Source organism: Immundisolibacter sp. (assembly GCF_041601295.1).
Lineage (GTDB): Bacteria > Pseudomonadota > Gammaproteobacteria > Immundisolibacterales > Immundisolibacteraceae > Immundisolibacter.
Genome location: NZ_JBFIII010000052.1, coordinates 1 through 21,086, shown reverse-complemented (window position 1 = coordinate 21,086; position 21,086 = coordinate 1). Strand labels below are relative to the sequence as shown.

Genomic DNA, 21,086 nt, shown 5'->3' with positions numbered 1-21,086 from the left:
TTGAAGAAGCTGTGCGCGAACACGTCCAGCAGCCGCATGCGCGCCGCGGGCGGAAAGTTCAGCTCCCGTAGCCACTGCTCGGCGCTGACGCCATCCCAGCGCGCCGGCGTGCGCTGCGGGTGCCAGGTGAGCATGGCCAGCGCGTTGCGGATGCGCACCCGCGCCAGATCGGTCATTCCCAGGCCCACCTGGCGCATCAGCGGCCACAGCGTGAGCAGCGCGTTGGCCGGCAGGTTGGCGAACGACAGCGGCCCGGCTGGCGTGAGGATCGGGTAATCGGCCAGCGGCAGCAGGCCACTGAGCGCCGGATCGACCCGCCGCAACAGCGCGCGCAGATTGTAGTAATGGCGAAAGAAGGCGTGAAAGCCGCGGTCCATCTCAAAGCGCTCGCCGGCCACCTCGACCGGCCACGCCGCCAACCGGCCGCCCAGGCCCGGTGCGCTCTCCAGCAGCGTCACCTGTGCTCCGCGCTCGGCCAGGATACAGCTGGCCGCCACGCCGGCCAGGCCGCCACCCAGCACCGCCACGCGTAGCGGCTTCTCCAACCGGACGCGCCCAAAGGTGGGCTGAACAAATGGCCTCATGGCGCCCGCCGGGCCAGGAAGGTATGCACGATCTGCCGCTGCCACAGGCGACCGGGGATCACCCGCAGCAGCTCGAAGCCGGCCTCCTGGATACGCCGCGCCAGCGCATCGCGGCGGTCGAAGTCGAGCACGCTGTCTTCAAGATACGAAAACAGCTGTGGCGCGCCCGACACGGCGGCGCAAAACGGCCGCACCACCGCCCGGCACATGAAGCGCCACAGGCGCTCCGCCCCCGGCCCGGCGAGGCTGTAGTCGTGGATGGCCAGCAGCCCGCCGGGCGCCAGCAGGTGGTGCAGTTCCACCAGCGAGCGGTCCGGGTCGTCCACGTTGCGCAGGCCGTAGGCCATGAGGATGCCGCCAAACGGGCCTTGCAGATAGCGGCCCGGCACCTGCGCGTCGCCCTGCACGAACTCGATCGGCGCCAGCGGCTTGCGCCGGGCCTGTTCGAGCATGCCCGGCGAGCCGTCCAGCGCCACCATCGGCACGCCCGGATGCGCCCGCCGCAGTGCCTGTGTGGACAGTCCCGTGCCGCAGCACAGGTCCAGCAAGCGCGACTGCGGCAGCGGCGCCAGCGCCCGGGCGGCGTCGGCCAGCATGCCGACATAGCCCGGATTCAGGCGGCACATCAGGTCATAGCGCGGCGCCACGGCGTCGAAGGCGTTGGGAACGTCAGGCTTGTCCATGCTCAGAAATACCGCACGTTGATGATGATGGGCTGATCCGGCACCGGCATCAGACGAGCAGCCTCGAAACGCGGCGGCCCGAACCGGATGCGCGGGTTTTTGGAGACGCCAAAGCCTTCCTTCGGAATGCCGAACAGGCCGGTGGCCATGCGCTTGTCGCCGTCCTCGTCGTGCAGCACGCCGACCGCCAGCGCCTGGCCATCCGGCACGTCGGTGAAGCGCGCCCGCGCCTCGCTGCCATCAATCGCCACCTCGACGCGCTGGGCCGCCAGCTCGCCCTGGTCCGGAAACCCGCGCGGCTCAAGAAACAATGCGAACAGCACACTACCGTGCTGGTTGCGCAGCCCTTTGGCGATGACCTCGACGTCCATGGCGTTGCTCCGCATGCCCAGGCCGACCAGCAGGGCCGCGCCCAGAATCAGCCGGCCGGTCGGCACAGCTGGGCTCCGAATTCGACCAGCCGGCCGGGCGGGCGGGTCACGGCCTGCCTTGCAGCGCCGCCAGACAACTGGCCTAGCAAGGCCACCAGCACCTGCCAGGCCTTGCCCCGACCGGACAGATAGGCGCGCCCGGCCAGCGGCTGGTAGTCCTGCCGGGCCAACGCCGCGCCGATGCCCCGATAGATGCGCGCCGCCGAGCGCACGGCCAGGCCACAGCGCCAGTCGAGCGCCGGAATGCCGGCCATGCCGGCCCGGTAGTAGGCGTCGGCCTGCGCCAGCGCGGCGCGCACCTGCTGTGGCAGGCGGGCACGCAGGTCGGCTTCGATCGGCCGGGTCAGCGCAGCGCGCACCTGGACTTCGTCGCCAAAACCAAGGCTCTGGTACGGCAAATACAGCCGCCCGCGCGCCCAATCCTCGCCGACATCCCGGCAGATGTTGGTCAGCTGCATGGCCATGCCGAGCTGCGCCGCACGCGGCAGGGCGTCGTCGTCGGCCAGGCCCATCACGTGGCACATCATCAGTCCGACCACGCCCGCCACCCGGTAGCAGTACAGCGCCAGCGTGGCGTCATCCGGATAAAGATCGGGCTGCAAGTCCATGGCCATGCCGGCCAGTAGTTCCCGCGGGTAGTGGCGCGGCAGGGTGCGGCGCTCGACCAGACGCGCGAAGGCCCGCAGGATCGGATCATCGCCCGGCTGACCGCTGTACACGGCATCCAGCTCGGACTCGAGCCGGGCCAGACTGGCCGGCGGATCGTCGGACAGGTCCACGGCGTCGTCGGCGCGTCGGCACCAGGCGTAGAGCGCCACCACCTCGTGCCGCGCCCCTGCCGGCAACAGCCGCGAGGCCAGCGAAAAGCTCTTGGAATGCAAGTGGATGACCGCCGCGACCGAATCGTTCATCGCGGAAAGTCCTCGTCCACCAGCGTCATGGCTGCCTTGGCCGAGTTAATGACGCCGGGCACACCGGCGCCCGGATGGGTGCCGGCGCCCACCAGGTACAGGCCCGGGATGCGCCGATCGCGGTTGTGCGGGCGCAGATAGGCGCTTTGCCAAAGCACCGGCGCCAGCGAGAAGCCGTTGCCGTGAAAGGCGCCCAGCTCGCGCTCGAAATCGCGCGGCGTCATCCAGCGCCTGACCGTCAGATGCTGGCGCAGGCCCGGCATGGCGTGTTCGTCCAGGTACGCCAGGATGCGCTCGGCATAGGCCTCGCCGATGCGGTCCCAGTCCAGATCCGCGTTGCCCAGGTGCGGCACCGGCGAGAGCGCGTAGAAGGTATCGCCGCCTGCGGGGGCCAGCGTGGGGTCGGTGACGGTCGGCGCGTGCAGGTAGAGGCTGAAGTCCGCAGGCAGCTCAGCGCCGTTGAAAATCTCGCGGATCAGCTCGCGGTAACGGGCACCGAACAGGATGGTGTGGTGGCGCACCTGATCCCGATACTGGCAATCAGTACCGAAATAGACCACAAACAGGCCCATCGACCAGCGCGAGCGGGCCAGGCGCCGGCTCATGCGCTGACCGTGTGCGTGCGCGCCGTAAATACGCTGGTAGGTGTGCATCACATCGGCGTTTGACACCACCAGGTCGAAGTGGTCCTCGCCACCGGCATGCGTCAGGCAGTGCTGGCGCCCTTCCAGCCGGGCCGAGGCCACCGGCGTGTCCAGGCGCAGCTCGCCGCCAAGTTCCTCGAACAACGCAACCAGGGCGCGCACCAGCGCATGCGTGCCGCCGCGCACGAACCACACCCCGTGCGTACGTTCCAGGTGGTTGATCAGCGCATAGATGGCGCTGGTGGAGAACGGGTCGCCGCCTACGAACAGCGGGTGAAACGACAGCGCCTGGCGCAGATGCGGGGCGCGCACCCGGCGGCTGACGGCGCCATACACCGACCGCTCGGCGCGCAGGCCGACCAGCTTGGGCAGCGAGCGCAGCATGCTGGCGACGGTCACGAACGGCGCCCCGGCCAGGTGCTCGTAGCCCTCGCGGTACACCGCCTCGCTGTAGCGCTTGAAGCGTGCGTAGCCGGCCGCCTCGCCGGGTGCGATGCGCTCGATTTCGGCGGCAAGAAGGTTCTCGTCGCCGAAGGCTTCAAAATGCGTGCCGTCCTCCCATTGCAGCCGGTAGAACGGGTCCAGCGGCAGCAGTTCGACCCGGTCGGCGAGCCGCGCGCCGCCCAGGGCGAACAGCTCCTCCAGGCACTGCGGCGCGGTGACCAGCGTCGGTCCCATGTCGAACACGTGGCCTTTTTCCGCAAACGCGTAAGCGCGCCCGCCGGGCAGGGCGCGGGCCTCGAAGATCGTCGTCGCAATGCCGCGCGCCTGCAGGCGGATGGCCGCCGCCAGGCCGCCAAAGCCGCTACCGATGACCGCCGCCTTCAGCTCAGCCATACGCACGCTCCAGTCCATCGAGTTCGTTGCGCAGGTCGGCGAGATGTGCGTGCCCGGCCAGACGATCGGCGAGCAAGTCGCCGGCCGCGGCAAGCGCCCTACGGGCAGGACCAAGCCCGACCGGCGCCAGCACGGTCGTCAGCGCCGCACAGACCGGCTGCCAGTTGCCGGTCTGTGCGGCCGTCTGCGCACTCGCCGTCAAGGCATGGTACTGATCGGACGAACACTCACGCGCCGCCAGCGCCCAGGCCCAGGTCGGCCGACCGCAGCGCAAATCCTCGCCGGCCTTGTCGTGACGAGCCGGCAACAGCACTGCCGTCAGGTCGTCCAGCATCTGCAGGGCCACGCCGACCTGCTCCCCGAACTGCTGCAACAGCGCCACACGATCTGGCCTGGCACCGGCCGCGATGGCGCCAAGACCAGTACACAGCGCCGTCAAGCGGCCGGTCTTGAGCCGACTTTGCTCGGCGACCACTGCCTGCACCACGACCGGCGCCAGCGCCCACACCTGCACGCCAAGATCCAGCGCCTGGCCGCGATGACAATCGAGCAGCGCACGGGTGATCAGGTCCGCGCAGCGGCGCTGCCGACCGGCCGGCCGCACCAGTGCCGGCAGCAGTGCGTACGGCCAAAAATACAGCCAGTTGGCCGCGTTCAACGCCTGTTCGACGCCGATCAGCCGGTGCAGGGCGGCGCCGCCACGACGGGCGTGGGCGCCGTCCTGAATGTCGTCGACGATCAGCGACGCGCTGTGCAGGATTTCCGGCAGCAGACACAGATCCAACGGCGCCGCGCCGTGCCCACCGCCCAGGCGCCAGCCGTGTTGTACCAGCCGCGCCCGCAGGTTCTTGCTCCGGCGACCCAGGAACTCACGCAGTGGCTCATACAGGGTGCCCTGCCAGACCGCCTGGCACGACGGCGTGGCGGACGATTCCACCCCCATGACCGTCGGCAGCTTGCGATCGAAGAAGTCGGCCAGATCAAACGGCTGCGTCTGCCGCGCCGTCTGACGCAGCGCGCGCTGCAGCGGTGGGTCGCCCGGCTCCACTATAGACCTGCGACTGACTGCCGCAACCGCCTTCATGGGCATACCTCCCGAGTTCTTCCGCGCCTCCACCAGGCACTGCCGAAGCCGCGCGGCGGGCGCCCGAGGAGCAGGCGCGTCACGTCCACGGCCGTGCTTTGCAGTCTATAGAACCGCCCGATGGTAGCCAGCGGCAGCCGGTAAAAGCGGGCAAACGGATGCCACATCAAATCGGGCGCAAAGCCGCGAAAAGCCAGCAGATTCAGCAGCAAGCCGAGCCGAAACTGGCGCCGGTGGCGCCGCCATTCACATAGCAGCGCGGTGTAGGGTGCGCGCCAATGACGCGCCAGTAGATCGGCCATGCGCAGGGCGCAGGGCGCCGAATACCCGGTCGCCGGATGAAACCAGCCGCCGCCGTAGCCCACCTTGAGTGGCAGTGTCGGGGCCGGCGGCACGCCACGCCAGGGCATCGGCAGTACCCCGCTCTCCTCGCGCAGCACGCTTTGGATAACCCAGCCGCGGGCGGCCGCGTAATCGTGGATCGCCGCGCGCCGCGCGGCCATGTCCATATCCGCTGTGCGCGCAAAGGCGGTGTCCTCGATCAGCAGCCGCCGTGGTGCCAGCGGCAACACATACATGAAACGGAATTGCGACCCCTGCGGCAGGCAGGCATCCATCAGCAGGGGCCGGGCGAGGCCGCTGTCGGCAGCCAGTTCCACCTCCAGCCCCAGAAATTTCTGATAACCGCCACGCCCCACGTCGCTGCGTCCGCAGGCGTCGATCACCAGTGAGGCCTGCAACCGGCGGCCGTCGGCCAGCGTGACCGAGCCGGCATCCAGCGCCTGCACGGCGCAGCCGGTGATTAGCCGCGCCGTTTCGTGAGCGGCGAAGGCATCCTGCAGCGCTGTAGCCAGACCTTCGGATGTGAGACAGCAATACGGCAGGTCGATCGCGCGTGCGAAGCCCGGAAACGCCACCTCGTAGCCCGGCCAGCGAATCAGCGGCAGGCGTTCGAACCAGGCGCCTGCGTTCGGCGGCGCGTCACCGAGGTGGAAACACCAGGTGTGATTGCCGGCCGGCCGGGCGTCGCGCTCGACCAGCGCCAGGCGCAGACCCGGCTCGGCGTCGAGCAGCGCCAGCGCGATCAGCCCGCCGTGCAGCCCCGCCCCGACCAACGCGACGTCGAACCGCGTCGGCTCGTTGCCAGGCTGCGGCGCGTCGGTGCGTGTATCTATCGAAGCCATCGAAACGGGTCCGTGTGCCTTGATCACTCGTCGGTCCCCACAAGTTGTCATAGACAAATAAAATTTTTTCGGCCAATCTAGGCATCAATTCTCGTTTTGTCAAACATTTGACTTAGACAAATGGAAATTTCTCATCTGTCGATCGCCGCCCTCGCGCTCGAGACCGGAATCGCCAAAGACACGCTCAGGATGTGGGAGCGGCGCTATGGCTTTCCGCAGCCGGTGCGCAACCCGCGCGGTGAGCGCCGATATCCGGCACAGCAAGTCGCTCGCTTGCGGCAGGTGCGCCGCCTTATGGATCAGGGCATGCGCCCAGGCCAGGTGCTGACGCTGAGCGCCGAAGCGCTGGAACAGGCGGCGAAGCTTCAACCCACCATCGGCGACATCGACCCAACCCTGCTGGACGTCATCAAGCGGCACGACGACAACGGGCTGCGCCAGGAACTGCGTACCCGCCTGCTGCGGGACGGGCTGCGGCAATTCGTCACCCACGCCGCACCCTCCATGCTCACCGGCATCGGCAACGGCTGGGCACAGGGCGATCTGGAGGTGTTCGAGGAGCACCATTTCTCGATCCAGCTCGACACCGTGCTGCGCGAAGCCATCGCACAGCTTCCGGTGGGGATCGAGGCCCCGCGCGTGCTGCTGACCACCCTGCCCGGCGAGGCACACACACTTGGCCTCATGCTGGCACTGGCGCTGATGCGCCTTGAGGGCGCCGCCTGCATCTGGCTCGGCGCCCAGACGCCAGAAAGCCAGATCGCCGCCGCCGCGCGTGCCTACCGCACCGACATCGTCGCCCTGTCGTTCTCCGAGTGTTTCGACCCGGGCGCGGTGCGTATCGGCGTGCGGCAGCTGCGCCTGCACTTGCCGGTCGCCACCGAGCTTTGGTGCGGTGGCAGGTCGGCCCTGCGCCTGAAGCGCCCGCCCGCGGGCGTGACGATCTTCAAGGATCTCGACCAGCTGGCTCAGCAACTTTGCCACAAGGCTAGCGGCGCGAGAATCGACTGATCATGCGCCTGTGGTCCCTGCATCCACGCTACCTCGATGCCCGCGGCCTGGTGGCTCTGTGGCGCGAGGCCCTGCTGGCGCAGGCGGTGCTCAATGGCCGGACGCGTGGCTACCGCCATCATCCGCAGCTGCAGCGGTTCCGGCAGTGCGCCGATCCGCTGCAAAGCATCGCAGCGTATCTGTGGCCCGTTCACGCCGAGGCCGTTCGCCGCGGCTACCGGTTCGACGCCGGCAAAATTCGCAACTCCCAAACCAGCCCAACGCTGCCCGTCAGCGCCGGCCAACTCAGCCACGAGTGGCAGCATCTGATCGGCAAGCTGCAGCTGCGGGCCGCCGCCTGGCTTGAACGGCTCACATGCCATCCGGCGCTGGAACCGCACCCCCTGTTCACCGTGGTGCCGGGGGACATCGCCCCGTGGGAAATCACGCGCAGCTCGAAGTAAACCGGAGCCGTCGACCAAGAAAGCGAACCGCCACCATCGACCCGATACTGGGTAATCAGCAGCTACGTGCCGCCGAAAAAAAAGGCAGCTACGGAATTTCATCCGTAACTGCCTGTTATATGGTGGGCCGCGTAGGGTTCGAACCTACGACCCGCTGATTAAGAGTCAGCTGCTCTACCAACTGAGCTAGCGGCCCGAAAACGTTATCAAAACATCAAACTGGGGTGAGCGATGGGGATCGAACCCACGACCACCGGAACCACAATCCGGGGCTCTACCGACTGAGCTACGCTCACCATAACCTGTGGCGACAACTGGCGCGCCCGGCAGGATTCGAACCTGCGACCGACGGCTTAGAAGGCCGTTGCTCTGTCCTGGCTGAGCTACGGGCGCAGCGAACCCAGAACTTTCCCATTCGGGCCGCCACGGCAAAGTGGTCGGGGTAGAGAGATTTGAACTCCCGACATCCAGCACCCAAAGCTGGCGCGCTACCAGACTGCGCCATACCCCGAGATATTGCTTGGCCACCTGCGGTCGCGTGGGCCGCGAACTATACCGTTCCGCCTAATCAGGGTCAACGTGTTTCCACTGAGATAGCGGGGTCGCGGCCTGCTAGAATACCGCGTTCCCTACAATCCCCAGAGAATAACCCGGCCCCACCATGGCTATTGAACGCACACTGTCCATCATCAAGCCCGACGCCGTCGCAAAAAATCTGATTGGCGCTATTTACTCCCGTTTCGAGCAAGCCGGTCTGAAGGTCGTCGCGGCACGCATGGAGCACCTCAGCCGTATCCGTGCCGAGGGCTTCTACGCGGTTCACCGCGAGCGGCCGTTCTTCCACGACCTGGTCAAATTCATGACCTCCGGGCCGGTCATGATCCAGGTGCTCGAAGGCGACAGCGCCGTCACGCGCAATCGTGATCTTATGGGCGCCACTGACCCGGCCAAGGCGACCGCCGGAACCATTCGCGCCGACTTCGCCGACAACATAGAAGAAAACGCCGCCCACGGCTCGGACAGCGCCGAGAACGCGGCCACCGAAATCGCCTATTTCTTTAGTGCCGAGCAGATCTGCCCGCGCACACGCTGAACCGGGACAGCTTGGACGCGCCACTGTTAAAGCCGAACCTGCTGGACCTGGATCGCCCCGGTCTGGCCAGTCTGTGCGCGCAGCTCGGCGAGAAGCCGTTTCGCGCCGATCAGCTGCTGCAATGGTTACACGCCCGGGGCTGCGACGATGTCTCGGCCATGACCAATCTGAGCAAGGCGCTGCGCGAGCGCTTGCAGGAAACCACCGAGATCCGTCCACCGCAGGTGCTGGCCGATCGCGAGGCCGCCGACGGCACGCGCAAATGGCTGTTGCGCCTGGCCGGCGGCAGCGGCATCGAGACGGTTTACATACCGGAACGGCGCCGCGGCACCTTGTGCGTATCCTCGCAGGTCGGCTGCCAGCTCAATTGCAGCTTTTGCTCGACCGCTCAGCAGGGCTTCAACCGCAACCTGAGCGTCGGCGAAATCGTCAGCCAGGTGTGGCTGGCCAACCATCTGCTGCCGCCGCATCCGGTCCGCGAAAAACCGATCACCAACGTCGTGTTCATGGGCATGGGCGAGCCGCTGCTGAACTTCGACAATGTGGTGGCGGCCATCCGCGTTCTGCTCGACGATCTGGCCTATGGACTGTCCTGGCGTCGCGTGACGGTCAGCACGGCCGGCGTGGTGCCCATGATCGATCGCTTGCGCGAGGAGTGTCCGGTGGCGCTGGCGGTGTCCCTGCATGCCCCGGACGATGCGCTGCGCGATGAACTGGTGCCGCTGAACCGTCGCTATCCGATCAGCGAGCTGCTCGACGCCTGCCAGCGTTACGTGGCCGGTAACGAGCGGCGCCGCGTAACCTTCGAGTACACGCTGCTTGCCGGCGTCAACGACCACCCGGCGCAGGCCAGGGCCCTGGGCAAGCTCCTGGCCCGCCTGCAGGCCAAGGTCAATCTGATTCCTTACAACCCGGTACCAGGCCTCCCTTATTCCACCTCATCAGCCGAGGCGGTCACGGTGTTTCGCGATGAACTGCAGCGCCGCGGACTGGTGGCTACCGTGCGCAAGACTCGCGGCGAAGGCATCGACGGCGCTTGCGGACAACTGGCCGGCAAGGTACTGCCCCGCCAGCGGCGCATCGCGATAAACGGCGTGCCCGCCTGAGCCATGCGCAATCCACTCCTGAGCTGTCTCGTTGTTGTACTGCTCGGCGGCTGTGCCAGCCGGGGGGTCGGACTGGGCGCCCACGATGCCTCCGGCGGCGAGCTCGCAATCAACCTCGAGGCCTGTTCCCAGGTCGGCGATCAACCCCGACATAAACCCAGCAAGCAACAACGCCTGGCGGAACTACACATGGCGCTGGGCGCCGGTTATCTGCAGGAGGGCGTGCTCAAAGTCGCACTCACCGAACTCGAGGAAAGCCTCGCGCTGAACCCGCGCAGCGCCCAGGCCCACGCCACAATGGCCTTGCTGCAACTGCGCTTGAACAAGCCGCAAATCGCCGAGCGGCACTACCGGAAGGCACTTGCCCTCGATCCGAGCGACCCCGAAATTCACAATAACTACGGCGTCTATCTTTGCGGCCAGGACCGCTGGCAAGCGGCCGATGCGCACTTTCGCTGTGCCATTGCCAATCCGTTATACCGGACACCGGCCATGGCTTATAGCAACGCCGCCGAGTGCAGCATGCGGGGCGGTGACACAGGTCGCGCCGAGATAGACCTACGCACCGCGGCGCAGATCGACCCGAGCTTCCCGACACCTAGCCTGATGCTGGCCAGGCTCAATCTGGACCAGGGCAACGCAGCCGCGGCGCGTACGCATTTGACCCGTTACATGCGCCATGCCGGGCAAACCCCGGCCGGTCTTGCGCTCGGCATCAAGATCGAAACCAGCCTCGGCGACCTTGACCGGGCAGCGAGCTATCGCATGCTGCTCAAGAACCGCTTTCCAGACTCGCGCGAAGCGCAAGAGCTGCATTGACTTCCGCGGCTGACGATCCAGCAACGCAGCCGTCGCCACCAACGCCCCCGTCAACCGGTGAGCGTCTTCAGGCCGCGCGCCAGGCACGCGGCTGGTCAGTACAAGAAGTTGCCGGGCGGCTACGTTTGCGCGCCGCGCTGGTCGAAGCGCTGGAGCGTAACGACCACACCTTATTCGGCGCCGCCACCTATGCCCGCGGCCAGACACGCAATTACGCCCGCCTGCTGGGCCTGGACGCACAGCTTATGCTCCAGGGCGTGCCGCCTGCGGCAGGCGACGGCCCCAACAGGCACCTGAGCAGGGCGCCCGAGCTGCATCCGGTGCGACCCTGGCTGGTACGCCTGGGCGGGCTTGCGATTCTTGGCACCCTGGCCGTGCTGGGCGTGCTCTGGGGTGGCGTCGGGCGCGAACCATCAGCAGTGTCGCCCAGGCCCGAAACCGCCCGGGCGCTGGATACTCCACCCAGCATGCCGGGCCCAGCTCCAGCTCCAGCTCCAGCACCAGCTCCAGCTCCAGCTCCAGCTCCAACGCGACCCGTTGCCACACGTTCCGACGCCGCAGGATTGGATCGGCCTGACACCACCTCCGACGTTACGCCCACCGGCAGTGTACCGACCGCGAGCGAATCGCCACCCGTTGCCCCCGCCGAGGTGAGCCTTGCCGATGCCCAGGGCAACCCGAAATCCTCGGTGGTACTGCGTGCGCGCGCCATCAGCTGGGTCGAGGTCACCGACCGCACCGGCCGACGCCTGGTGTACGAACTGATCAAACCTGGCAGCGAGCGCGTGGTCAGCGGCGAGCCTCCGCTGCGATTATTGCTCGGCAACGCACCGGCGGTGCATGTTCTCTACAATGGCGCCCCGGTATCGCTACCTGCCGGCCGGCAGGTGGTGAGCCTGACCTTAGGCGAGGCCACTCGGCCAGCCGATCAGGTGCCCCAGAATCCGCCGTCTGTAGCCAACCCCTGACCTTATCCATGGCTTCCAAGCTCCAGGCCGTGCGCGGCATGAACGATCTGCTGCCTGCCACCACGCCGGCCTGGCGGCATGCGGAGCAGCGCTTGCAGGCGGTGCTGGAACGTCACGGCTACCAGGAAATCCGCCTGCCCCTGGTGGAACCCACCGAACTGTTCGCACGCACCATCGGCGAGGTCACCGACATTGTCGAGAAGGAGATGTACACCTTCCTGGACCGCAATGGCGACAGCCTGACCTTGCGCCCGGAGGGTACCGCCGGGGTGGTGCGCGCCGGCATCGAACACGGCCTGTTTCAGGGCCAGCTGCTGCGCTTGTGGTACCAGGGTCCGATGTTCCGCCACGAACGCCCCCAGCGCGGCCGCTACCGGCAGTTCCACCAGATCGGCGCCGAGTGTTTTGGCAGCGCCGAACCCGAACTCGATGCCGGATTGATCGCCATGACCGCCCAGTGCTGGCACGAGCTAGGCCTGCCATCACTACGCCTCGAAATCAACTCGCTGGGTTCCCGACAGGCACGTGGTGCCTACCGCGATCGGCTGCAGGAATATTTCCGCGGCAACCGCGCAGCCCTGGACGAAGACAGCCTGCGCCGGCTCGAATCCAATCCGCTGCGCATCCTCGACAGCAAGAACCCGGACCTGGCGGCGCTGATCGCTGCGGCGCCCAGCCTGCCGGAACACCTGGACGACGACTCGCGCGCGCATTTCGAGCGACTGTGCGCGCTGCTCGACCAGCTTGGCGTGGCCTATACAATCAATCCGCGCCTGGTGCGGGGTCTCGACTATTACGGTCGAACCGTATTCGAGTGGGTCAGCGACGCCCTGGGCGCCAAGGGTACGGTGTGCGCCGGTGGCCGCTACGACACTCTGGTCGAACAGCTGGGCGGGCGCCCGACGCCGGCCATCGGTTTTGCCCTTGGCCTGGAGCGATTGCTCGACCTGATGACGGTCAATGGCCTTGAACCGCCCGCGCCGCGCGGCGTCTGGTACCTGGCGTCCACGCCGGGTGCCTGCCGTGCACAGGCCCTGGTGTTGGCCCAGCAGCTGCGTGCCCAGTCAAATGCCCCGACCGTTTTGATGGACCACGCCGGGGGTAATTTCGGTAAGCAATTGCAGCGCGCTGACAAAGCCGGTGCCGAAATAGCACTGATTCTTGGCGAGGATGAACTTGCTGCCGGCACGGTCACGGTACGCTTGTTACGCGCCGCCCAGGCCACCCAGAAAACCGTGTCGATCAACGACCTTCAGGCCACGATTGCCCGGCTTATCACCGCTCAGGAATCATTTGCAGTATGAGCACAACCGACGCTGACCAAATCGAACAACTGCGCCGCCTGTGGGACCAATACGGCCGCGTGCTGACGGCGCTGGGTCTGGCCGCTCTCATCGGCGTGTTCGGCAGTTTCTTTTATCGAGGCTATCTCGAACGCCAAGCCCTGGGCGCGGCAAATCTGTATCAAGCGTTTCAGCAACCGCCAGCCGGACAAACCGCCGACGACCTGGCCAAGCAGTTGCGGGACGAATACCCGCGCAGCAGTTACGCCAGTTTCGTGGCATTGCTGCAGGCCAAGCAGGCGGTGGAAGCTGACAAACCCGACCAGGCCGAACGGCACCTGCGCTGGGTGGTCGAACATGGCGGCCAGGTCGCTGACCGCAGCGTCGCTCGCCTGCGCCTGGCGCGGCTACTGCTCGATCAGGGCAAGCCTGACGAGGCGCTGCAGACCCTCAGCCGGGACATCTCGGCTGACTCGGCGGCGCTCGCCGAACTCAAGGGCGATATCGCCAACGCCAACGACAGGCCCGACGATGCTCGTAGCGCTTACAACGAAGCGCTGAGCCGCCTGCCTGCTGATTCGGGCCAGGCGGCGCTGGTCAAACTCAAGCTCGACGCCCTGGGGCACCCCTGATGAAACTGATGCAATTGACGCTGATAGGGGCGCTCGGCCTCGGATTGAGTGGCTGCGGCACGCTGTCCAACCTCGGCCAAGGCGCCGTGCGCGGGGTAACCGAAGCCAGTGAGTCGATTGCCGGCCGGCTCACTACAAGTGGCGCGCCCGATGTGGAAACCGAACTGGTCGAACTGCCAAACGGCGTTCCGATCGACATCGTGGCAAAGCTGCGCGTGACCGACGGCACCCCCAGAAGCTACCCCAAACCGCTGCCAGCCTTTGATGGGCACCAGGTATTCACGCTGAGCGAGTCGCGGCGGGAAGTGTTTGCTCACCGCCTGACCGACGGCAAACGCCTGTGGAAAACCGACCTCAAAGCACCCGTCAGCGGCGGCGTCGGCACGGGTGATGGCATGGTGCTGGTCGGCACCGGCAGTGGCGAGGTTATCGCCCTGGCGGCCGCGGGCGGCGAGGAGCGCTGGCGCAGCCAGGTCGACAGCGAAGTGCTGGCGCCACCTACTGCCCGCAGCGGCGTGGTGGTGGTCGCCACTGGCGACGGCCACCTGTTCGGTCTTGATATCGCCGATGGCGCCCGCCGCTGGAGCGTCGAACGCGACGTGCCAACCTTGTCGCTGCGCGGCGGCAGCGCGCCACTCACCACGGACGGCAAAGCCGTTCACGGCTTTGCCGACGGCCACCTCATGAGCGTGGATCTGCTCACCGGCCGCGAAGCTTGGGATACGCCCATCGTCCAGCCGCGCGGGCGCACCGAACTTGAGCGCATGGTGGACGCTGATTGCCAGCCGGTCATCGAAGGCGGGGCCATATTCGCGGCGACCTTCCAGGGCCGCATCAGCAGTATCGACCTGTCCAGTGGCAGTGCCACCTGGGCACGGGAGTTTTCCTGTAGCAGCGCTCTCACTGCCGATTGGTCCAATGTCTATGCCAGCGACACCAACGACAAGGTGACTGCTTTCGACCTGAGCAGTGGCGTCGTCTACTGGGAACAGGAGGCGCTCAAGGGCCGTCACCTGACTGGCCCGGCGGTGCTCGGTGATTACATAGCCGTGGGCGATATCGAGGGCTATGTTCATCTGTTGAAAGCTACCGACGGCCGTCTGGCCGGGCGTATCCGCCCTACCAAGGACGCTTTTCTACTGGCGCCTTACGTGCGTAATGGAGTGGTTTACTTCCTTTCCGAGGGCGGACGCCTGTTCGGCCTGCGCGCGGGCCGATAGCACAAACCAATGGTTCCAATCATCGCCCTGCTAGGGCGCCCAAATGTCGGTAAATCCACCCTTTTCAACCGCCTTACACGCAGCCGCGATGCGCTGGTAGCGGATTTTCCTGGCGTTACGCGCGATCGTTTGGTAGGCACCGGCCGCCTGGGAGAGCGACCGTTCTGGGTTGTCGACACCGGCGGCCTGCTGGGCGAGGATCCGGATCTTTCGGACAAGGTTGGCACACAGGCGCTGGCCGCGGCGGCCGAGGCTGACGCGGTGGTACTGGTGGTGGATGCCCGCGCCGGACCGAGCGCCGACGACCGACGTATTGCGGAAACCCTGCGCGCGCTGGGCCGCCCGTTGCTGGTAGCGATCAACAAGGCCGAGCACCTCGACCCGAATCTCGTAACGGCTGATTTTTACGACCTTGGCCTGGGAACCCCGTGGCCGATTTCGGCCATTCACGGCCACGGCGTCGAAGCACTCCTGGAGTTGCTGCTGGCCGATTTTCCACCGGAGCCGGAACCGGATCCCGATGCGCAGATCGATCCACGACCGGTATTTGCCGTCATTGGCCGACCCAACGCCGGCAAGTCCACGCTGATCAACCGTTTGCTCGGAGAGGAACGACTGATCGAGAGCCCGTTGCCGGGCACCACCCGCGACTGCGTGCAGGTGCCATTGCAAATCGACGGCGTCGACTGCCTGATGCTGGACACCGCCGGCATGCGGCGGCGCTCGCAAGTGCACGAAGTCATCGAGAAATTCAGCGTCATCAAGACCTTGCAGGCGATCGACCAAGCTCAGGTAGTGATACTGATGGTGGATGGCGAGAACGGCGTCGGCGAGCAGGACGCCCATATCGCCGGCCAGGTGTTGCACCGCGGTCGCGGTCTGGTTATCGCCGCAAACAAGGCCGACACGCTGGACGCGGCAGCGCGCAAGGCGCTGCGGATGGAGCTGAACCGCAAGCTGCCGTTTGTCGATTTCGCGCCGATCGAGTTCGTCAGCGCCCGCAACGGGCGTGGCGTCAAAGGCCTGATGAAAACCGCCTTCGTGGTCCACAAAAGCACGCTGGCGCGGTTCCCGACACCCGAGTTGACGCGGCTGCTGGAAACCATCGTCACTCGCAACCCGCCGCCGATGAGCGCCGGGCGCCGGGCCAAACTGCGCTACGCCCACCAGGGCGGGCACAACCCGCCCACCGTGGTCATCCACGGCACCCAGGTGGCGAGCCTGAAAGCCAACTACATGCGCTATCTGGAAAACAGCTTTCGCGACGCGCTGCACCTGGTGGGCACGCCGGTGCGCATCGTCACCAAGCAGGGCGAGAATCCCTACGCCGGGCGTGCCAATACGCTCACGCCGAGCCAGCTGGAACACCGCCACCGCGCCCGCCGTCGCGGCCGCAAGCTGTTCGGTGCCTGAATCGCGGACAATTTATTCGGGCGCGGGTCCGTATAACACGGCCGCCGCGCGCAGCCGCGCAGCCACCTCGGCTCGCAGCGCGGGCGGCTCCAGCACCTCCACCTCAGCGCCATAGCGCATTACATCCAGCAGCAGCTCGCGCGGATCGCCGTACGGCACGAAAAGTTCGTAACTGCCATCCTCCAGCCAGCGACCGAACTGCGCCGGATGCCACTGTTCGGCGGCCACCCAGCGCGCGCGGCTGGGGGCAAAACGCAGCAGCGCCCGTTGCGGCGCCGAGCCGGCGAAAATGCCGTAGGCGGCGCCAAAATGCGCGTCCAGTTCGGCCTCCGGCAACGCTTTGGCGGGCTCGTCCTGGGGCTGCGCCGCGTGCACCGCATCGATCGCAAAGCTGCGCAGCGCCTCGCGCCGGTGACACCAGGCGTCCAGGTACCAGTTGTCGCGATAACGCACCAGCCGCTGCGGGCTCACCTGTCGCTCGCTGACCTGCCCGCTGCTGCGGGCCAGGTAGCGGATGTCGAGCCGCTGCCCGGCCAGGGTCGCCGCGACCACCTGCCGGAATACCTGCGGATCGTAAGCGCGGCCGGCCATCGGCAGGATGCGGACCACCTGGGCCGTGCGCTGCGGCGACACCCCACCGCGCGCCAGCAGGGTCATGATGCGCCCACGCAAGGCATCGATCTGCTCAGGCAGCAACCCTTGCGCCAAGCCGGCGAGCAGGTTCTGCACCAGCAGCAAAGCCTGCAACTCGGCGGCCGAGAACCACAAGCCCGGCAGTTGCACGCGCGGCTGCATCTGCCCATCGTAGCGATAGCCGTTGGCTGCCGTGTCATACACCAGCGGCGCGCCGAGCAGATTGCGCAGCTCGGCGATAGCGCGCATCAAGGTGGCTCGCGAACACCCCAGCTCGGCCTGCAAGGAGGCAGCCGAGTGCGCCTCCCGGCTGGTCGACAGCAGGGCATTCAGGCGATACGTCCGATCGAAACGATCCATGGTGTCAAATCCTACACCAGCGCTTGTCGCGCCGACTTGCGCCGCCCGCTCGCAGCGTGCCACGCTTGCAGCGGTTCGATACATGCCACCGGAGGAGTTCTTTCATGCTCAAGCTATATGGCCAGTACATGTCGCGCGCCCAGCGCTGTCTTTGGACCCTGGAGGAACTGGGTGTGCCCTACGAGCACGTCAAGACCAACCAGGGTGCCGGCGAGTCGCGCACGCCCGAGTTCCTCAAGATCAACCCTAACGGCCACGTGCCGGCGCTTCAGGATGGCGACTTCATCCTCTGGGAGTCGATGGCAATCGCCATGTACCTGGCCAGGAAATACGGTCAGGGCAGCCTGTGGCCGAGCAGCGTGGAGGACGAAGGCTACGTCTTGCAATGGGCGCTGTGGGCGTCGCTGGAGATGGAGATCTTCGTCGTCAACTACCTGCGTCACGCCATGATCTATCCGCCTGAAAAACGCCGCCCGGAACTGGTCAAGGAAGCCACCGACTTCCTGCCGACGCCGCTGCGCGTTCTCAACGACAGCCTGGCTGGCAAGGATTACCTGGTCGGCAACCGCTTCAGCGTGGCCGACATCAACGTCGCTACCGTGCTGTTGCTGGCCGATATCTACAAGCAACTCGGTGTCGATCAATATCCCAACATCATGGCCTGGCTGAACCGCGTTTCGGCACGGCCGGCCTGGCAAAAGCTGCCGTCCCTGAAGTAAGTATGGGCCCCGGTGCCGCCCGTGGCGGTGCCGGTTTTCCCTGGAACAATCAAATTGATCCCGGTCATGGGGTTTTCGATCGTGTCCGCCTAGCCTAGGTCTCACTGTGGACGGCAGTTCCGTCCATTGACGAGGAGACGCACTGTGGCTGAAAAAAACACCCAGATAGAGGTCAGGAAATCCGGCCCCGCGATGGGTATCGGCAACCCGCTGGCGGCGCTGCGCGAGCGCTGGGATCATGTGTTTGACGATTTCTTTGCCGATTTTCCACGCTGGCCATCACTGCGCCGGCCGATGGACATCGAACCGCTACGTCTTATTACCGGCAGCGAGCTGATGCCGGCGATGGACGTTACCGAACAGGAAGACGGCTACCAGATCAGTGCCGAACTGCCCGGCATGGACGACAAGGACATCGGCGTAGAAGTGCAGGACGACCTGCTGACCGTGCGCGGTGAAAAGCGGGCCGAGCAGGAAAAAAAGGATAAGGGCTACCACCTGACCGAACGCAGTTACGGCAGCTTTACGCGCAGCTTTCGGCTGCCGTCTGACGCCGACGCCGGCAAGGCCAGCGCCAGCTTCAGCAAGGGCGTGCTCAAGATCAGCGTGCCCAAAAGCGCCGAGGCACGGAACAAGGTGAAAAAAATCGACGTCAAGGCGTCCTGAACGGCGTGGCCGCGGGCCCGGTGGCCGGCGAAAAAGCCGCCACAGACCCGCGGCCGTCCGCCCGTTGGCGGCGCATGCTGGAGGCGCTGGCTGACACGCTGGCGCGCGAGGTCGGCCCGGTCAGCGTCATAGAAACCCATATTTCCGCCGTACTGCTCACCACCGAGCGCGCCTACAAGCTCAAAAAGCCGGTCAGGCTGGGCTTCCTGGACTTCACCCGGCTGAGCCAGCGCCGGCATTTCTGCCGGGAAGAACTACGCCTGAACCGCCGTCTGGCACCGGATATCTACCTCGCCGTGCGACCGGTCACCGGCAGCGTCAACGCCCCGCGCCTGGGTGGCAGTGGTCGAACCATCGACTATGCGGTCGAAATGCGCCGTTTCCCGCAGAAGGCGCTATTCGACCGCCTGCTCGCGCACGGGGCTCTGGAAAGCACACACCTCGACGCACTCGCCGACTGCATCGCTGAATTTCATCAGCGCCTGCCGCCGGCTGCGGATGACTCGCCTTACGGCCGACCCGGTGACATCGCGCGGGCGGCGCGCGACAACTTCACTGCCCTGCGCGCCGGTGCCGGGACGCGCAAACACGCGCGGCTGGATCGGCTCGCTGCCTGGAGCGAGGCCGAGTTCCGTCGGCGCCGTACGCTGCTGGTGCGCCGCCGCATTGATGGCCGGGTACGCGAAGGCCACGGCGACCTGCACCTGGGCAACATCGTGTGGCTGGACGACCGGCCGGTGCCGTTCGACGGCATCGAATTCGACCCGGCCCTGCGCTGGCAGGACGTGCACAGCGAGCTGGCGTTTCTGACCATGGATCTGGCCCGCCGTGGCCGGCCCGACCTCGCCCGTCGGGTCCGTGACCGTTACCTGCAAGGCAGCGGCGACTACAGTGGCGTGCCGCTGATCCATTACTTCGAGGTCTACCGCGCCCTGGTGCGTGCCAAGGTGGCGCGCCTGCGCGCGGCCGGCGCAACCGCGCCCGGCGCTTGCTTTGCCGCGCTGCGCGAGTATGTGAGCTGCCTGCGTTTTGCCGAGTTAACCGGCCGCCCGCGCCGCCCGTGGCTGGCGATCACGCACGGCCTGGCCGGTTCCGGCAAAAGCCACTACGCTGACTGGCTGGTGAAGCGCTTGACGCTGATCCGTCTGCGCTCTGATGTCGAGCGCAAACGCCTGCTGGGACTTGGCGCCCATGCCCACACACGTTCCGCGATAAACCAGGGCGCCTACCAGCGCGCCGTTACTGCCGCCACCTACCGCCGCCTGGCATCGTTGGCGCGGCCAATACTCGCTGCCGGCTGGCCAGTGCTGGTGGACGCGAGCTTTCTGGCCGCTGGCGAACGCCAGCGCTTCGCCCAGCTGGCGGCGAACCTGGGCGTGCCGTTTCATATTCTCGACTGCACGGCCCCTGCGGACACGCTTCGCCAGCGGGTACGGCGCCGCGCCGCGCAAGGCAGCGACGCCTCGGAGGCGACGCTCGCCGTGCTTGAGACGCAGCTCGCGCGGTATCGACCGCTAACCCCTGGCGAAAAGGCGCGGGTCATCACCATCGACAGCACCCGGCCATATGCCCTGCCCGCTGCTTTGAACCACCACTTGACGTGCTAGACCAGATCGGAGGCATACGCCAAATATCAGTCGCGCTAGTGGCCGTCAGGAATTTGCTCAAGCCCAAAGACTGGACGCACAGTTCGCGCCCCGTGACGTCCGAAAAGTCGCTGGAGCCGCCCGTAGGCTCACCATCACCGGCGCAGGTCGGCGCTTAATCCCGCTGCCAATGCACGCGCAGCGTGGCCTCGTCCTCGACGTAGTGGTAATCGAGCTCGCCCCGGTAGGCGTGGTGCAAAGCCTCACCCAGACCGCGGGCCAGGTGTGCGTCGCTGGTGGTAATGAGCAGACCGCCGCCCTCAGCGCCTTCGGTCGCCATGATGCGCTGCAGCGGATGCTCGCTTTTTTCCCGCGCCTCGTGGTTGTGGATGAGGCTTAGCACCTCGTCCAGGTGCCCCTCCAGAAAGTCACCGACCACCGTCAGATAACCGGCCGGCACCCGGTCACGCACCCGCGCGCAGGCCGGGCACAGCACGTCGTGGGCGCCTGGTGGCCGTGATAGCCACTGCCAGCGGCCCTTGTGCCAGACCACGCCGCACTCGCGACAGGCGCTGGGCTCGGACAACTTCTGCCGCGCGACATAGGGATCGTGAATCTGCTGCATGCCGGGCCGGTCGTGCCGGCCATGGTGCGGGGCATCAGGCGTTTTGTGGGATCCGGTCATGGCAGGCTCCGCAAGATAATGACGGGCGCCGTACGGCGCCTTGTCGTCACCTTAGCCGCGCCACGTGCAGGCGACGTTGACCAGACTCAAC

Annotated in this window: 22 protein-coding genes and 4 tRNA genes; 13 read left to right on the top strand and 13 right to left on the bottom strand. The window is 66.5% G+C overall.

Annotated elements, in window-relative coordinates; translation table 11 throughout:
* The 7 genes from ABZF37_RS08535 to crtY form a co-directional block, all read right to left on the bottom strand.
* On the bottom strand, positions 1 to 584 hold a 584-nt coding region (locus ABZF37_RS08535), incomplete at its 3' end, for an NAD(P)-binding protein (protein WP_372718857.1).
* A complete protein-coding gene (locus ABZF37_RS08530) occupies positions 581 to 1,267 on the bottom strand; it encodes a class I SAM-dependent methyltransferase (protein WP_372718854.1) in 687 nt (228 codons plus the stop codon). The genes ABZF37_RS08530 and ABZF37_RS08535, both read right to left, overlap by 4 nt.
* Positions 1,268 to 1,269: 2 nt before the next feature.
* A complete protein-coding gene (locus tag ABZF37_RS08525; protein WP_372718852.1) occupies positions 1,270 to 1,704 on the bottom strand; it encodes a DUF2141 domain-containing protein in 435 nt (144 codons plus the stop codon).
* Positions 1,686 to 2,609: a phytoene/squalene synthase family protein gene (locus ABZF37_RS08520; RefSeq protein WP_372718850.1), complete on the bottom strand. Its 924-nt coding sequence runs from the start codon at positions 2,607 to 2,609 to the stop codon at positions 1,686 to 1,688. The genes ABZF37_RS08525 and ABZF37_RS08520 overlap by 19 nt, the downstream gene beginning before the upstream one ends.
* Complete coding sequence (locus ABZF37_RS08515) at positions 2,606 to 4,090, bottom strand: phytoene desaturase (RefSeq protein ID WP_372718848.1); 1,485 nt, start codon at positions 4,088 to 4,090, stop codon at positions 2,606 to 2,608. The genes ABZF37_RS08520 and ABZF37_RS08515 overlap by 4 nt, the downstream gene beginning before the upstream one ends.
* On the bottom strand, positions 4,083 to 5,174 hold the full coding sequence (locus ABZF37_RS08510; RefSeq protein WP_372718846.1) for a polyprenyl synthetase family protein: 1,092 nt from the start codon (positions 5,172 to 5,174) through the stop codon (positions 4,083 to 4,085). Before ABZF37_RS08510 ends, ABZF37_RS08515 begins: the two co-directional genes overlap by 8 nt.
* The gene (gene crtY / locus ABZF37_RS08505; RefSeq protein ID WP_372718844.1) at positions 5,171 to 6,358 is read right to left on the bottom strand and encodes a lycopene beta-cyclase CrtY; all 1,188 of its coding nucleotides are present in this window, start codon (positions 6,356 to 6,358) and stop codon (positions 5,171 to 5,173) included. The genes ABZF37_RS08510 and crtY overlap by 4 nt, the downstream gene beginning before the upstream one ends.
* A 120-nt stretch (positions 6,359 to 6,478) precedes the next feature.
* On the opposite strand from crtY, the gene ABZF37_RS08500 reads away from it, so the two are divergent.
* On the top strand, positions 6,479 to 7,369 hold the full coding sequence (locus ABZF37_RS08500; RefSeq protein ID WP_372718841.1) for a MerR family transcriptional regulator: 891 nt from the start codon (positions 6,479 to 6,481) through the stop codon (positions 7,367 to 7,369).
* A gap of 2 nt (positions 7,370 to 7,371) precedes the next feature.
* Positions 7,372 to 7,812, top strand: coding sequence for a pyrimidine dimer DNA glycosylase/endonuclease V (locus ABZF37_RS08495; RefSeq protein WP_372718839.1), 441 nt, complete (start codon positions 7,372 to 7,374; stop codon positions 7,810 to 7,812).
* Positions 7,813 to 7,932: 120 nt separating this feature from the next.
* Here the strand turns inward: ABZF37_RS08495 and ABZF37_RS08490 are convergent.
* The 4 genes from ABZF37_RS08490 to ABZF37_RS08475 all read right to left on the bottom strand — a co-directional run bounded on the left by ABZF37_RS08490 (position 7,933) and on the right by ABZF37_RS08475 (position 8,323).
* Positions 7,933 to 8,008, bottom strand: a tRNA-Lys gene (locus ABZF37_RS08490).
* Between the two features lie 24 nt (positions 8,009 to 8,032).
* Positions 8,033 to 8,108, bottom strand: a tRNA-His gene (locus ABZF37_RS08485).
* Positions 8,109 to 8,127: 19 nt separating this feature from the next.
* Positions 8,128 to 8,205 (bottom strand) — tRNA-Arg (locus tag ABZF37_RS08480).
* A 41-nt stretch (positions 8,206 to 8,246) separates the two neighbouring features.
* Positions 8,247 to 8,323: transfer RNA gene (locus tag ABZF37_RS08475), tRNA-Pro, on the bottom strand.
* Positions 8,324 to 8,473: 150 nt separating this feature from the next.
* On the opposite strand from ABZF37_RS08475, the gene ndk reads away from it, so the two are divergent.
* The 8 genes from ndk to der are packed head-to-tail and all read left to right on the top strand — an operon-like array spanning position 8,474 to position 16,346.
* Positions 8,474 to 8,905 carry a nucleoside-diphosphate kinase gene (ndk, locus tag ABZF37_RS08470; RefSeq protein ID WP_372718837.1) on the top strand — a complete coding sequence of 144 codons (432 nt, stop codon included), beginning with the start codon at positions 8,474 to 8,476 and terminating at the stop codon, positions 8,903 to 8,905.
* An 11-nt stretch (positions 8,906 to 8,916) separates the two neighbouring features.
* Entirely contained in the window at positions 8,917 to 10,011 is a 1,095-nt protein-coding gene (gene rlmN / locus ABZF37_RS08465) for a 23S rRNA (adenine(2503)-C(2))-methyltransferase RlmN (protein ID WP_372718835.1), read from the top strand.
* A gap of 3 nt (positions 10,012 to 10,014) precedes the next feature.
* Positions 10,015 to 10,830, top strand: a complete 816-nt coding sequence (gene pilW / locus ABZF37_RS08460; protein ID WP_372718833.1) for a type IV pilus biogenesis/stability protein PilW — start codon at positions 10,015 to 10,017, stop codon at positions 10,828 to 10,830.
* Complete coding sequence (locus ABZF37_RS08455; RefSeq protein WP_372718831.1) at positions 10,827 to 11,798, top strand: helix-turn-helix domain-containing protein; 972 nt, start codon at positions 10,827 to 10,829, stop codon at positions 11,796 to 11,798. The genes pilW and ABZF37_RS08455 overlap by 4 nt, the downstream gene beginning before the upstream one ends.
* Positions 11,799 to 11,806: 8 nt before the next feature.
* On the top strand, positions 11,807 to 13,102 hold the full coding sequence (hisS, locus tag ABZF37_RS08450; RefSeq protein ID WP_372718829.1) for a histidine--tRNA ligase: 1,296 nt from the start codon (positions 11,807 to 11,809) through the stop codon (positions 13,100 to 13,102).
* Entirely contained in the window at positions 13,099 to 13,713 is a 615-nt protein-coding gene (locus tag ABZF37_RS08445; RefSeq protein ID WP_372718827.1) for a YfgM family protein, read from the top strand. Before hisS ends, ABZF37_RS08445 begins: the two co-directional genes overlap by 4 nt.
* A complete protein-coding gene (gene bamB / locus ABZF37_RS08440) occupies positions 13,713 to 14,933 on the top strand; it encodes an outer membrane protein assembly factor BamB (RefSeq protein WP_372718825.1) in 1,221 nt (406 codons plus the stop codon). Before ABZF37_RS08445 ends, bamB begins: the two co-directional genes overlap by 1 nt.
* 9 nt (positions 14,934 to 14,942) lie before the next feature.
* On the top strand, positions 14,943 to 16,346 hold the full coding sequence (gene der, locus ABZF37_RS08435) for a ribosome biogenesis GTPase Der (RefSeq protein ID WP_372718823.1): 1,404 nt from the start codon (positions 14,943 to 14,945) through the stop codon (positions 16,344 to 16,346).
* A 12-nt stretch (positions 16,347 to 16,358) separates the two neighbouring features.
* Here the strand turns inward: der and ABZF37_RS08430 are convergent, their stop codons facing one another.
* Positions 16,359 to 17,339, bottom strand: coding sequence for a helix-turn-helix transcriptional regulator (locus ABZF37_RS08430; RefSeq protein ID WP_372718821.1), 981 nt, complete (start codon positions 17,337 to 17,339; stop codon positions 16,359 to 16,361).
* Positions 17,340 to 17,443: 104 nt separating this feature from the next.
* On the opposite strand from ABZF37_RS08430, the gene ABZF37_RS08425 reads away from it, so the two are divergent.
* From ABZF37_RS08425 to ABZF37_RS08415, 3 genes are all read left to right on the top strand, one after another.
* Positions 17,444 to 18,058, top strand: coding sequence for a glutathione S-transferase family protein (locus ABZF37_RS08425; RefSeq protein ID WP_372718819.1), 615 nt, complete (start codon positions 17,444 to 17,446; stop codon positions 18,056 to 18,058).
* 144 nt (positions 18,059 to 18,202) lie between these two features.
* Positions 18,203 to 18,724, top strand: a complete 522-nt coding sequence (locus ABZF37_RS08420) for an Hsp20/alpha crystallin family protein (protein ID WP_372718816.1) — start codon at positions 18,203 to 18,205, stop codon at positions 18,722 to 18,724.
* A 5-nt stretch (positions 18,725 to 18,729) separates the two neighbouring features.
* Positions 18,730 to 20,331 (top strand): AAA family ATPase, encoded by a 1,602-nt coding sequence (locus tag ABZF37_RS08415; protein WP_372718814.1) that lies wholly within the window; start codon positions 18,730 to 18,732, stop codon positions 20,329 to 20,331.
* Positions 20,332 to 20,485: 154 nt separating this feature from the next.
* Here the strand turns inward: ABZF37_RS08415 and ABZF37_RS08410 are convergent, their stop codons facing one another.
* Positions 20,486 to 20,995: a BCAM0308 family protein gene (locus tag ABZF37_RS08410; protein ID WP_372718812.1), complete on the bottom strand. Its 510-nt coding sequence runs from the start codon at positions 20,993 to 20,995 to the stop codon at positions 20,486 to 20,488.
* Between the last annotated feature and the right edge of the window lie 91 nt (positions 20,996 to 21,086).